Consider the following 12,618-nt stretch of genomic DNA (forward strand, 5'->3'; position numbering starts at 1 on the left):
AAGGTTAATACATGCTCCTGTTGTTAGGGAGGCAGCACCACTTCAAAATCATAGCCTAAACGTCTAAATTCGGTGCGTAAGATCCTATAATCAAAAGAGGCATTGTGTGCCACAATAACACAATCAGAGGTGATTTCAATAATTCGTTTGGCAACTTCAAAAAATTTTGGTGCTGAACGCAACATAGCATTGTTGATACCAGTAAGTTTTACAACAAACGGCTGAATTGGAATTTCAGGATTAACCAAACTAATAAATTGATCAACTACTTCATGGCCATCAAATCTATAGATAGCAATTTCGGTAATCCCTTCTTCATTAAACTGTCCTCCAGTTGTTTCTATGTCTAGTATTGCGTACATTATCAATGTCAATTTCAAAAAACAATTTCAATTTCAATAACAATTCCTGAAAATTACTACTGTTATTGTCATTGTTATTGATTGTTTTTATTTAGTATCATTTTTGATGAAATTGCAATAAGTTGTTCTACTTCAATTAGAAGTTTGTTTCTTTTATCGCTATCTCCTTCTTTAATATAATTGAGAATTTTTAATGAGTTTCTTGATTCTTTTAATTCTTTTGCAACTAGGAAACTTTAAAAATAAAATCTTTATTAGTAATCGTGGCTTGTGCTTCTCCAAAATTTAAGCAAGCACTACCAGATGATCGAATTAATTGATTTTTATAATATTCATTTTCAAATAATTTTTCTAATTGCCTTGTAAAGAAAATACATTCTCCAGCAAAACGAACTAATCTATCTTCGAAATTGAATATTTTTTCCATTAAGCTATTGTTTTTGGAATTGATATTGGTTTTTGCAATTTATCTTCCTCCAAATATACTACTTCCAATGCGAACCATAGTACTGCCACATTCTATTGCAAGTTGGTAGTCTCCTGACATTCCCATAGAAACAGTATTTAATTTACAGTTTACGGTTTTTGTAGTTTGCAAAGAGTCGAAGATTGATTTTAAATGGGTGAATTCTTTCTTTATTTGGTTTTGATTTTCGGTAAAAGTGGCCATTCCCATTAAACCCAAAATTTGAATGTTTTTCAAATTATGAAAATCATCTGAGGCTAGGAGCGATACAAGTTCTTTTTCGTCAAGACCAAATTTTGTTTCTTCTTCGGCAATATGTATTTGAAGCAGACAATCAATAACACGGTTGTTTTTTAATGCTTGTTTATTGATTTCCTGTAGTAGTTTTAAACTATCGACTCCATGAATCAAATTTACAAACGGTGCCATAAATTTTACTTTATTTGTTTGTACGTGACCAATCATGTGCCATTGAATGTCTTTTGGCATTTCTTCCCATTTGTCTGTCATTTCCTGGATTTTGTTTTCTCCAAAAATACGCTGACCAGCTTCGTAAGCTTCCATTAAATCAGTAACAGGTTTGGTTTTAGAAACCGCAACTAATGTTACATGTTCTGGTAGGGAAGTTTTTATGGTAGTTAAATTTGATGCTATTGACATGTTTTTTCTTTTTTATGAAATGATAAATTGCTTTGAGATTTTCTCCGCTTTTTTACTTTCACTATAATCATAGAATCCTTCGCCAGATTTTACTCCTAATTTTCCAGCACGTACCATATTTACTAGTAGTGGACATGGTGCATATTTTGGATTTTTAAAACCGTCGTACATTACATTTAAAATAGCTAAACATACATCAAGTCCAATAAAATCGGCTAGTTGTAATGGTCCCATTGGGTGTCCCATTCCTAGTTTCATTACGGTATCTATTTCGTAAACACCAGCTACTTTGTTGTATAATGTTTCGATAGCTTCATTTAGCATAGGCATTAAAATTCTGTTTGCTACAAAACCTGGATAATCGTTTACTTCAACAGGAGTTTTACCCAATTTTACGGATAAGTCCATGATGATTTTAGTAACTTCATCGCTGGTGTTGTATCCGCGAATAATTTCTACCAATTTCATGATTGGCACTGGATTCATAAAGTGCATCCCAATAACGCGTTCAGGATGTGCTACAACAGCTCCGATTTGTGTTATAGAGATAGATGAAGTATTTGTTGCCAAAATTGTATTATGCGAACAAGCTTCGTTTAATTGTTTGAAAATATTTAGCTTCAAATCAATATTCTCGGTAGCAGCTTCTACAACTAAATCTACTCCTACAACACCATCTTTAATGTCTGTATAGGTAATAATATTTGTTATTGTTTTGGCTTTTTCTTCCGCAGTAATACTTCCTTTTGCAAGCATTCTGTCTAAGTTAGCGGCAATGGTTGCCATTCCTTTGTCTAAAGATTTTTCAGAAACATCAATTAGTTTTACTACAAAACCACTTTGAGCAAAGTATGAGCAATTCCGTTACCCATTGTTCCAGCACCGATTACAGCTATTGTTTTCATATTATTTAAGTACTATATTTTATAATTTTAGCCATAAATTCATGAATTAATTCATGAATTTATGGCTAACTTTTTTTGAGGTTATTTTTATTTATCGAAACAGTCAATAATTTGGTAAGCCACTCTTAATGCATCCGTTGCTTGTCCTAGAGTTACAACTGGATCAGTATCAGTATTTATTGCATTTGCAAAAGATTCTAACTCATCTAAAATTGCATTATTTTGCTCTACATCTGGATTTGTAAAATAGATTTGCTTTTTTACTCCTTCTGCATTTTGCAAGATCATATCAAAATCACCTGTATTTCGGGTGCATCTTTCATACGAACAACTTCGCATTTTTTTTCTAAAAAGTCAACTGAAATATAGGCATCTCTTTGGAAAAAACGTGTTTTACGCATGTTTTTCATCGAAATTCGGCTTGCTGTTAAGTTTGCAACACAACCATTTTCAAATTCAATTCGGGCATTGGCAATATCTGGAGTATCGCTAATTACTGAAACTCCACTAGCATTGATACTTTTTACTTTCGATTTTACTACACTTAAAATGGCATCAATATCATGAATCATCAAATCTAAATACTACAGGAAGCGTGTCACCGCGGGGATTAAATTCGGCTAAACGATGTGTTTCTATAAACATCGGATTTTCGATAATGTTTTTTGTTGCTGTGAATGCTGGATTAAAGCGTTCAACATGACCAACTTGACCTTTTACTTTATATTCTTTTGCTAAAGCAATAATTTCCTCGGCTTCTTCTACAGTATTCGAAATTGGTTTTTCGATGAAAATGTGTTTTCCTGATTTAATGGCAACTTTAGCACATTTGTAGTGTGATAATGTTGGAGTTACAATATCAATTACATCAACAGCATGTATTAACTTAGCAATTGTATTGAAATTTTTATAACCGAATTCTTGGAATTTTTCTCGGCGTTTTCTTGATTTTGGTCATAAAAACCAACTAATTCATATTTATCAGATTGTTGTAATAAACGTAAATGTATTTTACCTAAGTGGCCAGCACCTAAAACTCCTACTTTTAACATGAGAATGTATTTTTAACAAAAATATAATTTATTTGTTGAAAGTGAAAGTGAATGCTTTAAAGTTTTAGTAATTTAATATTTAAGAATCAATATTTGAAATCCTATTTACTTTCTTATTTTTACCAAAATTAAAAGATCAAACATTGAAAGACACTGCCAAACATCAAGGACTTCGGAATCAATTAGTAAGCACTTTGCAACAAAAGGGAATTACCGATAAAGCTGTTTTGGAAGCGATAAAAAAAATCCCAAGACACCTTTTTTTGAACTCTAGCTTTGAAGATTATGCTTATCAGGACAAAGCTTTCCCGATTGGTGCGGGGCAAACTATCTCTCAACCTTACACCGTTGCATTTCAATCGCAGCTGTTAGAAGTTAAAAAAGACCATAAAGTATTAGAAATTGGTACTGGGTCAGGGTATCAAACTGCAGTATTATATATGTTGGGAGCCAAGGTATATAGTGTCGAAAGACAAAATGAGCTGTTTAAAACAACATCAGTTTTATTTCCTAAATTAGGAATTCGCCCGAAACACCTTTCTTTTGGAGATGGTTATAAAGGATTACCGACTTATGCACCATTTGATAGTATAATTGTAACTGCAGGAGCGCCATTTATTCCACAGCCATTAATGGCACAATTAAAAATAGGAGGAAGGCTAGTGATTCCGCTTGGAGAAGATGTTCAGATTATGACATTATTAATTCGTAAAAACGAAACCCAATTTGAAAAACATGAGTTTGGAGAATTTAGATTTGTACCTTTATTAGAAGATAAAAATTAAATTTTGGTTTTGTAGCCAATACTAAAAAGTTTTACCATTAAGAGATTTAGGGAGATTAAGAATTTTAAAAGCTTAATTAAACTTAATCTCTTAATGGTTTTTTAGTGTTTACTGTAGTTTTAGTAAGACAGTTATTGAGAAACTAATTGGATAGCACGTTTTAAATTTTCTTTTTCGACCTGTGCAACATAGTTTATAAAAATAGACTTGTCGTTTTGATTTTGGCTTTCAGCTATAATCGAAAAATATTCACTTTTATGCTCGTTATCACCTTGAATAGTTGCAAAAACATAGCCGTTTTGGATTAATATCCAATTCATTAATAAATGAGCTATTTGAATATTTCCACTTTCAAAAGGGCTAATTGTTATAATTCTTAAATGTGCTTCAGAAGCTAATAATATAGGATGCAGTGTACTTTTATTGGTTTCAAACCAATTGAAGAATGAACTCATTTCACGAATAATTAAGGAATCATTTTTATATTTTCCAGCATGTTCGGGTTTTATTCCTCTTAAAATCTGATTGTGAATTGTTAATAATTCTTTTTCATTGACAGCACTGTTTTTTTGAGTCAAATCCTTAATATAGGAAATGGTTTCATGGTGGTTTACGGCTTCTAAATGTTCACGCATTGACTTGCCTCCAATAGTTACCCCTTCATTAATTACAGCTTTAGTCTCTTGTAGAGTCAATGAGTTGTCATTAATACGATTGCTTTCGTATGTAAATTGCAACTCTAAAATTTTAGAAATTCTATGTAATTCAAATTGTTGAAATGACTGTATTTTTGCTTTTAATACTTCAATTTCATCTAGAATGTTTTGTAGTGATGATAGGATGACTGAAGTATCTGCTTTTTTAATATTCTGAATTTCGATTTCAGCGAGATGTAGTGCTTTAAGGGCTAATTCTTCATGCCCAATTTCATGTATTATTTTTTCTTTTAACCAAACGATTAATAGATTTTCAAAATCAATATCGAGTAATGAAGCAAGTTTGATAATTTGTTCTCTTGTAGGTTTTCGAGTGCCACTTTCAAATTTACTTATTAAGGCTTGATCAATTTCGAGTAATTGTGCTACTTCTCGGGTTTTAAAACCTTTTTGTTCCCGAGCATTTTTAAGTATCATTTTCATTCTAGAGCATGGTTTTAATTGTCAAGACAAATTTAGTCATTGTTTTGGTAAAAAAAATAGCATTAAAAATGAATTCAATGCTATTATATACTATCATTTTATAGTAAGTACTATTTTTTAGGCAGAGTGCCGTCTTTTTTCATTTCGTTTATTATAGTCCTTATAATATCATCTACAGTAAGGCCAATATTTGTAACATCTGAGGATTTTGTTGTGCCAGTCCAAATTAATTTTTTTTCTTTTAAAGAAAACACATTTGTTTCTACTATGTAAAAGGTATTTTCTACATAATAACCAGGAGAGTAAAAATCAGTTCCGTACATTCCGTACCAGCTACCAAACGGACCTCCATATAATAAACCATTATAACCTCCGTAATAGATGCTGTTATCTATTCCAGGAACATATTCGGTTTGTTTTTCTTTGCTTACTAATCGCATAGTAACGACACCGTCAAAATTTTCATCGTTTAGTATTTTTAGTTTTTGGTCGTCTGTAAGGCCATTACTAATTTCATTCAAAAATGGATAAGAAGCATGAAAAATAGGGTTGCTTGCTGTAATTCTGTTCTCGATAACTCTTCGGGTTTCTTCATTTTTTAATAAAGCTACGACTAATACTTTTTTGAAATTTTCTGAACTAATTGTTATTTCTGGATCTCTCCAACTACTGACAATTGAAGAACTAGTACCGCATCCAGATAATAAAATTACAGTTAATACAACAAATATTCTTTTCATAAATCGGAATTTAGAATTTATTGTAGTAAAAATAAGTATAAATATCGAGATATGACTTTTATTAAAAAGGAGATTAAATTAAAAAGCTTTCTTAATTCGGTCTAGGTCACGTTTGGTATCTTGTTCTTTTAAAGATTCACGTTTGTCGTAGTTTTTCTTCCCTTTACAAAGTCCTATTTGTAATTTAGCTAGCCCTTTTTCATTAGTAAATAACTTTAAAGGAATAATAGTTAATCCTTTTGCCTGCACACTTTTTTGAAGATTTTTTAATTCTTTTTTATTCAAAAGCAATTTTCGTTCACTTCTTGATTTATGATTGAATTGATTTCCAAAGGTATATTCTTCAATATAGGTGTTAATAGCAAAAAGTTCATCACCACTAAATTCGCAAAAACTTTCGGTAATGTTTGCTTTACCAAGTCGTACTGATTTGATTTCAGTTCCGGTTAAAACAATTCCAGCAGTGTAGGTATCTATTATTTCGTAATCGAAGCGGGCTCTTTTGTTGAGTATATTGACAGTTTTTAACATAGAGTACAAATGTAAAATAAAAAAAGAAAAACTTTAGTAAAATCAAAGATAATTAAAGATAATTTTTAAACTATGATTTTAATCATTTTTCAGGAAAAAACTTACGCCTAAGTTTGTTAAATAATTTAAAATAAAAACTTAAAGACATGAAAAAGATTTTAACATTAGCTAGTATTGTTTTAATGGGGTTAACTGTAAAGGCTCAGGAAGCAAATCAAGGCTTAAAAGGGGCATGGTTTGTAACATCACAATTTGGCTACCAACAAACAAAAACTGATGATGTAAAACATACAAATTTATCAGTAATTCCGATTGTAGGTACTTTTATCACGCCATCTGTAGCTGTTGGAGCAGGAATTGGGTATATTAATATGAAATCAGAGACAGATAAAGGTACTGACGTAAAAACAGATTTGATAGTTATTCAGCCACTAGCAAGAAAATATTGGAATATTGGGGGGTCTTCTCTATATTTCTTTGGTCAATTAGCAGCGCCAATTATTACAGGGAAGGAAAAAGAAAAAGATACCAAAAATAAACCAATTTGGTTTAACTCTATCAGGAGGATTTGATTACTTCGTAACAAAATACTTCTCAGTTGAGTTTTCTTATAATTTAGCGAATTTTACATCTACAACTATAGATCCAAAAGATGGTTCTAAAACGACTGTAACTAATTTTGGATTAGCACATATGGCAAATGTTGATTCAGCTTATTCTGTTGGTGGTGCAAATTTAACAACACCACTTGCTGTTGGGTTTAAATTTATATTCTAAGTTATAGAAGATTATTTACATTTCAATTTAGTAAATTTGTAAAAAAGAAAGACCGTGCTTTTTATAGTACGGTCTTTTTATTATTTATTTAAAAAATATAAAATGCAAAATCAAGATAAAAATCCCTTACATGGAATAACACTTCAAGCAATACTCGAAAAACTAGTTGGTTACTATGGGTATGATACTTTAGGTGAATTAATTCCAGTTAAATGTTTTACTTCAAATCCTAGTATAAAATCTAGTTTAACTTTCTTAAGAAAAACGGATTGGGCTAGAAAAAAAGTAGAAGATTTATATGTAAAATCGATTCCTAAATTTCCAGTATAATTTAATTTAATTTATAAGAAATCATTATACCACCACCATAAGGCAACCATTCTCCACTTTTGTTATAATGAGGAGCTTTTTCATAACGGCCAGGTGTTCCGTCATTGTAATAGCCTCTATAAAAACCTTGATGCCATCCTCCACTAACAAAAAAGTCAAGCATGAATTTATCATTTAGTTTCTTTTGATATCCTATTGTGGCTCCTAATCTATATCCAAATCCATCTTCGTATTTGTTGGTATCCCAATAATTCCATTTTTGGATTTTATATACGTCTGCTCCAATATGCCCACCAAAATATAAACCATTGAATTTTTCATTAAAATGGTAACGAATTTCGGGAGTAAAAGTGGCAAATTTCATTGGGCTTTTTCCATCAAATGATTCCCAGAAAGAGGCCATTAAGTCAATATTAAGAGTTAGTTTTTCGCCAATACTTGTTTCTACAGCAACATCAGGAATTGCGACTAAAGCCGTAAGAGCATTTGCTTTAATATAAGTTTGGCTATAAGATTGAATTGAGAATAAAAGAACGATTAAGGCAAATGTTTTTTTCATAAAATCTAGTAATTACTAGCAATAAATTAGTTTTGGTTGCTAGTTTCGGGTGCAAATATAACGCAATGCATTATGTTGTATTGTTGTAATTCTAAAATTTAACAAGAATCAATTAAAATCATGTAAGTATTTAAGAAAATATGGATACTAAAGATCTCTCTTGTTGTATTTTTTTTCTTATTTACAATATCAAATTATGAAGTTATACGAGAAGTCTATATTTTAATTTTCTTTGTAACTTCAACAATTGTAATGATTAAAGGCTTTTTTTGTTTAGTAATGAGTAAATTACATTGTCTAAGAAACGTCCTTCATAATATTCCGATTCTTTAAAATGACCTTCCTTTACAAAGTCCATTTTTTGTAAAACTCTTTCTGAAGCTAAATTATCAGGATCAATAACAGCTTCGATAGAGTGTAGTTTCATTTCATTAAATCCATAATCGATTACTTTTTTTGCAGCTTCAGGAATAATTCCTTTTCCGTGAAATTCAGGTAATAACATATAGCCTATTTCTGCACGAAAGTTTCCGGGCTGAACTCTAAAATAACCAATAAATCCAATTATTTTAGGGCTGTCTTTTAAGGTAATTCCCCAATTGATTCCCTCATTTGTTTCTATAATGCTGTTAAGTTGAGATATATGTTCCAATGCTTGCTCATTAGTTGTTATGAGCGGTCTTGGAATGTATTTCATAGTTTCTGGATTAGAACGCAGCGCTATGATTTCGCTAGTATTCTCATTTGTTATTCTTTTAAGGAGTAAGCGTTCAGTTTCGAGTACAGGAAATGGAGAAAAATTAAGAGTTAACATGAGGTAATTAAGATTAAATTATAAAATTTCGATACTAAATTTCGAATTAAATGTTTGATTTGCTTCTAAAGTCAAAATTCCTTCTTTTTCGAAAAGATTTCCTGAATTTTCGGGAGTATCTGAATAACCAAACCAAGGCTCAATACAAATAAACGGAGCGTTTTCTTTTGTCCAAATACCTAAACTAGGAAAGTCAGAAAAATCAACTTTTACATATGGTGTATTGTTTTCTGATATGGTTAGTGACTTAGATTCTAAAGACTTAAAGATTAATGCGTCATTTTCAAATAGTGAATAATTTAGATGAATTTGGCCTTTCTTTGTTTGCTTTAATTGTTTTGTTTTGTTAGAAATCAAATCATTTTCAAGATAAAGAATATTTTAGAGCCTCTTTTTTCTAAACTCTAAAGCATAATCTTTGAAATTTTCTGTGGTAGCGCTATAGCAGGATGAGCCCCAATAGAAAAGAACATGTTAGAATCGGTTTTATTGATTACTTTATATCGTATATCCAGTTGCGAATCTACTAAGGTATAAATTATTTGAAGCTCAAATTTAAAAGGATATATTTTTAGTGTTTCATTATCTGATTGAATTGAAAACACAGCACTTTCATCAGTTTTAGAAATTAGATTAAATTGCATATCTCTAGCGAAACCATGTCGTGGTAAGTGATATGATGTGTTGTTAATTGTGTAGGTATTGTTTTTTAATGTACCGACAATTGGAAATAAAACAGGAGAATGTTTGCCCCAGAAAGCAGGATTGCCTTCCCAGATATATTCTTTATTGTGTTTGTTTTTTAATGAAAATAATTCGGCTCCAGCATGTTTAATTGAAGCAGTAAGTTTTGAATTTGAAATAATTGTAATCAAAATTTAGGTTTTGAAAGATTAAAAGATAACGAATTGTAAATATATTTATAAAATTAAATTTTATTGAAAAAGCTGATAAAATATTTTTTGATAAAATTTCTGTAAAATTGAATTAATCTATTTTGGTTTTAATTCATAAATAGCTTTTTTTTTCATTAATTTGCTAGTTAAACAGCAACAAAAATGAAAAAACTCTCTTTGAGAGCCATATTATCTATGGCTTTATTGTTTGGAATTTCGGCCACATGGGCACAACAAGTTCCTACTGCAAATGCTAATCCTATTTCTAAATACGATTATTATGAGGCATTCTCTCCATTGTTCTATTCTAAAAATGGAACAGCAACTCGTTCTGCAAGTGGTCAGCCAGGTGCTGAATACTGGCAAAATAGAGCAGATTATAAAATAACTGCAAAATTAAATGGAGTTACTAATGAAATCATTGGTACAGATGAAATTACTTATACCAATAATAGCCCAGATAAAATGTCTTTTGTATGGCTTAATTTGGATCAAAATTTATTTAAAGAAGATTCACGAGGAAATGCTGTAGTGCCTTTAACAGGAAGCCGTAACGAAGCCCAAGGTTAGGTTTTTGATGGTGGAAACAAAATCAAGTCAGTAAAAGTAACTGTACTTGGTAAGAAAAAATCAGTTGAAACAGATGCAAAATATATTGTTACTGATACTAGAATGCAGATTTTTCTTCCAGAAGAATTGGCAGCAAAAGGAAGTCGAGTTAAAATTAAAATTGAGTTTTCTTATATCGCTCCTGATGAAGGTTCGGATAGAACAGGAGTTCTTGAAACTAAAAACGGTAAAATATTTACGATAGCACAATGGTATCCACGTATGTGTGTGTATGATGACGTAAGAGGTTGGAATACACATCCGTATTTAGGTGCTTCAGAGTTTTATTTGGAATATGGTGACTTTGATGTAAAACTAACTGTTCCTGCGAATCATTTTGTAGTTGCCTCAGGAGAATTATTAAATGCTTCTGAAGTATATACTACTGAACAGCAAAAACGTTTTAAAGAAGCTGCACTAAGTGATAAAACAGTTATGATTCGTTCTGCTGAAGAAGTTGCTGCAGGAAATACTTCAGTAAATGGAGAAAAAACATGGCATTATCAAATAAAAAATGCACGTGATTTTTCATGGGCATCTTCAGCTGCATTTATCTTAGATGGAGCTAAAATTAATTTACCAAGTGGGAAAAAATCATTGGCTCTTTCTGCTTATCCTGTTGAAAGTGCAGGAGATGCTGCTTGGGGACGTTCTACAGAATATACTAAAGGAGCAATCGAAAATTATTCAAATAGATGGCTAGAATATCCTTATCCAGTTGCAACAAATGTAGCAGGAAATGAAGGAGGAATGGAGTACCCAGGTATTGTGTTTTGCAGTTGGGAATCAAAAGGAGAAGATTTATGGGGAGTTACAGATCATGAATTTGGACACATCTGGTTTCCTATGATTGTAGGTTCAAATGAAAGGCTATTTGGATGGATGGATGAAGGGTTTAATACTTTTATCAATTCATTAAGTACTGCTGAGTTTAATAAAGGAGAGTATAAAGAGGCACAAAGAGATTTGCATAAAATGGCAGAGATATTTACAAATCCTAAATTAGAAACTATAATGAGTTCTCCAGATAATATGAAGGAGGCAAACATTGGTTTGTTGTGTTATTATAAACCAAGTTCAGGTTTAGTAATTTTAAGAGAACAAATATTAGGTAAAGAACGTTTTGATATTGCTTTTCGTACTTATATGGAGCGTTGGGCTTACAAGCATCCTACACCAGATGATTTTTTCAGAACAATGGAAAATGTTGCAGGAGAAGATTTAAGCTGGTTCTGGAGAGGGTGGTTTGTTAATAACTGGCGTTTTGATCAGGGTGTAAACTCTATTAAATATGTAAAAAATGATCCTACAAAAGGAATTATTATTACTATCGAGAACTTTGAAAAAATGGTAATGCCTGTTGTAATAGACGTAAAAACTAAAAGCGGAAAAGTTTCTAGAGTAAAATTACCAGTTGAAATTTGGCAAAGAAATACAGAGTGGTCTTTTAAATTTGACTCTACAGAAGAGATAGAAAGTGTTATAATTGATCCTGATCACGTTTTTCCAGATAGTAATGAAAGTAATAATGTATGGACAGCAGGAAGTGGTAAAATTGAAAAAGATGTTGTTTTAGATTCTTATTTAGGGACATATTCTAGTAAAAACACCCCTCTTAAAATCACATTTACAGAAAAAAATAATGCTTTAACAGTAGAGCTTCCTAATTTTCCTAAATTTACAGTTGATCCAGTTGCTGGAGCAGTTGATACTTTTGAATCACAAAGAGCTGGATTAAGATTTGTATTTACTAAAACGGGATTAAAAATGACAATTTTAGAAAACTCACAAGTAATGGAATTTACAAAAGAGTAATCAGAATTTAATATATATTAAAAATAACACTTATGAGCTTTTTTAAAGAGCTTTAAAAAGTGTAAATTATTATAATCGGCTATTTGAGTATAACTTAAATAGCCGATTTTTTTATTGAAAATTTAATTTTTGTTAAAAAAATAGTTGTTATAATGCGATAAAATTATAAAAGGAACAT

At 31.0% G+C, this 12,618-nt stretch carries 12 protein-coding genes and 4 pseudogenes; 4 read left to right on the forward strand and 12 right to left on the reverse strand.

What is annotated here, in order from left to right; translation table 11 throughout:
- Positions 1-41: 41 nt before the first annotated feature.
- The 5 genes and pseudogenes from AC1RYN_RS13480 to AC1RYN_RS13500 all read right to left on the reverse strand — a co-directional run.
- Positions 42-362 (reverse strand): annotated as a pseudogene (locus AC1RYN_RS13480) (3'-5' exonuclease); the annotation flags it as partial.
- 226 nt (positions 363-588) lie between these two features.
- Positions 589-789, reverse strand: coding sequence for a four helix bundle protein (locus AC1RYN_RS13485; RefSeq protein ID WP_481807379.1), 201 nt, complete (start codon positions 787-789; stop codon positions 589-591).
- Between the two features lie 39 nt (positions 790-828).
- On the reverse strand, positions 829-1,488 hold the full coding sequence (locus AC1RYN_RS13490; RefSeq protein WP_481807380.1) for a YggS family pyridoxal phosphate-dependent enzyme: 660 nt from the start codon (positions 1,486-1,488) through the stop codon (positions 829-831).
- A 12-nt stretch (positions 1,489-1,500) separates the two neighbouring features.
- Positions 1,501-2,393: pseudogene (locus AC1RYN_RS13495) on the reverse strand (3-hydroxyacyl-CoA dehydrogenase family protein).
- 87 nt (positions 2,394-2,480) lie between these two features.
- Positions 2,481-3,445, reverse strand: a pseudogene (locus AC1RYN_RS13500) (Gfo/Idh/MocA family protein).
- A 143-nt stretch (positions 3,446-3,588) separates the two neighbouring features.
- On the opposite strand from AC1RYN_RS13500, the gene AC1RYN_RS13505 reads away from it, so the two are divergent.
- Positions 3,589-4,230: a protein-L-isoaspartate(D-aspartate) O-methyltransferase gene (locus tag AC1RYN_RS13505; RefSeq protein ID WP_481807381.1), complete on the forward strand. Its 642-nt coding sequence runs from the start codon at positions 3,589-3,591 to the stop codon at positions 4,228-4,230.
- Between the two features lie 131 nt (positions 4,231-4,361).
- Here AC1RYN_RS13505 and AC1RYN_RS13510 read toward each other — a convergent pair whose 3' ends face one another.
- From AC1RYN_RS13510 to smpB, 3 genes are all read right to left on the reverse strand, one after another.
- Complete coding sequence (locus tag AC1RYN_RS13510; protein WP_481807382.1) at positions 4,362-5,369, reverse strand: helix-turn-helix domain-containing protein; 1,008 nt, start codon at positions 5,367-5,369, stop codon at positions 4,362-4,364.
- A gap of 110 nt (positions 5,370-5,479) precedes the next feature.
- Positions 5,480-6,109 (reverse strand): hypothetical protein, encoded by a 630-nt coding sequence (locus AC1RYN_RS13515; RefSeq protein WP_481807383.1) that lies wholly within the window; start codon positions 6,107-6,109, stop codon positions 5,480-5,482.
- 78 nt (positions 6,110-6,187) lie between these two features.
- Positions 6,188-6,640: an SsrA-binding protein SmpB gene (smpB, locus tag AC1RYN_RS13520; RefSeq protein WP_481807384.1), complete on the reverse strand. Its 453-nt coding sequence runs from the start codon at positions 6,638-6,640 to the stop codon at positions 6,188-6,190.
- A 146-nt stretch (positions 6,641-6,786) separates the two neighbouring features.
- On the opposite strand from smpB, the gene AC1RYN_RS13525 reads away from it, so the two are divergent.
- Together AC1RYN_RS13525 and AC1RYN_RS13530 are read left to right on the forward strand one after the other, a co-directional pair.
- Positions 6,787-7,212 (forward strand): hypothetical protein, encoded by a 426-nt coding sequence (locus AC1RYN_RS13525; RefSeq protein WP_481807385.1) that lies wholly within the window; start codon positions 6,787-6,789, stop codon positions 7,210-7,212.
- A gap of 307 nt (positions 7,213-7,519) precedes the next feature.
- Positions 7,520-7,747, forward strand: a complete 228-nt coding sequence (locus AC1RYN_RS13530) for a VF530 family protein (RefSeq protein WP_481807386.1) — start codon at positions 7,520-7,522, stop codon at positions 7,745-7,747.
- Position 7,748: 1 nt separating this feature from the next.
- Here AC1RYN_RS13530 and AC1RYN_RS13535 read toward each other — a convergent pair whose 3' ends face one another.
- The 4 genes from AC1RYN_RS13535 to AC1RYN_RS13550 all read right to left on the reverse strand — a co-directional run bounded on the left by AC1RYN_RS13535 (position 7,749) and on the right by AC1RYN_RS13550 (position 9,995).
- A complete protein-coding gene (locus tag AC1RYN_RS13535; protein WP_481807387.1) occupies positions 7,749-8,306 on the reverse strand; it encodes a DUF3575 domain-containing protein in 558 nt (185 codons plus the stop codon).
- Positions 8,307-8,562: 256 nt separating this feature from the next.
- Positions 8,563-9,120 carry a GNAT family N-acetyltransferase gene (locus tag AC1RYN_RS13540; protein WP_481807388.1) on the reverse strand — a complete coding sequence of 186 codons (558 nt, stop codon included), beginning with the start codon at positions 9,118-9,120 and terminating at the stop codon, positions 8,563-8,565.
- A gap of 18 nt (positions 9,121-9,138) precedes the next feature.
- Positions 9,139-9,477, reverse strand: a complete 339-nt coding sequence (locus tag AC1RYN_RS13545; RefSeq protein ID WP_481807389.1) for a hypothetical protein — start codon at positions 9,475-9,477, stop codon at positions 9,139-9,141.
- Positions 9,478-9,524: 47 nt separating this feature from the next.
- Complete coding sequence (locus AC1RYN_RS13550; RefSeq protein WP_481807390.1) at positions 9,525-9,995, reverse strand: aldose epimerase family protein; 471 nt, start codon at positions 9,993-9,995, stop codon at positions 9,525-9,527.
- Between the two features lie 183 nt (positions 9,996-10,178).
- On the opposite strand from AC1RYN_RS13550, the pseudogene AC1RYN_RS13555 reads away from it, so the two are divergent.
- Positions 10,179-12,440: pseudogene (locus AC1RYN_RS13555) on the forward strand (M1 family metallopeptidase).
- Positions 12,441-12,618 lie beyond the last annotated feature (178 nt).

This window comes from Flavobacterium sp. TC780, from assembly GCF_056783245.1.

Excerpts from the sequence above, each read along its gene's own strand:
- AC1RYN_RS13485 (WP_481807379.1), bottom strand. The coding sequence starts at position 789 with ATGGAAAAAATATTCAATTTCGAAGATAGATTAGTTCGTTTTGCTGGA.
- AC1RYN_RS13490 (WP_481807380.1), bottom strand. The coding sequence starts at position 1,488 with ATGTCAATAGCATCAAATTTAACTACCATAAAAACTTCCCTACCAGAA.
- AC1RYN_RS13510 (WP_481807382.1), bottom strand. The coding sequence starts at position 5,369 with ATGAAAATGATACTTAAAAATGCTCGGGAACAAAAAGGTTTTAAAACC.
- AC1RYN_RS13515 (WP_481807383.1), bottom strand. The coding sequence starts at position 6,109 with ATGAAAAGAATATTTGTTGTATTAACTGTAATTTTATTATCTGGATGC.
- smpB (WP_481807384.1), bottom strand. The coding sequence starts at position 6,640 with ATGTTAAAAACTGTCAATATACTCAACAAAAGAGCCCGCTTCGATTAC.
- AC1RYN_RS13525 (WP_481807385.1), top strand. The coding sequence starts at position 6,787 with ATGAAAAAGATTTTAACATTAGCTAGTATTGTTTTAATGGGGTTAACT.
- AC1RYN_RS13530 (WP_481807386.1), top strand. The coding sequence starts at position 7,520 with ATGCAAAATCAAGATAAAAATCCCTTACATGGAATAACACTTCAAGCA.
- AC1RYN_RS13535 (WP_481807387.1), bottom strand. The coding sequence starts at position 8,306 with ATGAAAAAAACATTTGCCTTAATCGTTCTTTTATTCTCAATTCAATCT.
- AC1RYN_RS13540 (WP_481807388.1), bottom strand. The coding sequence starts at position 9,120 with ATGTTAACTCTTAATTTTTCTCCATTTCCTGTACTCGAAACTGAACGC.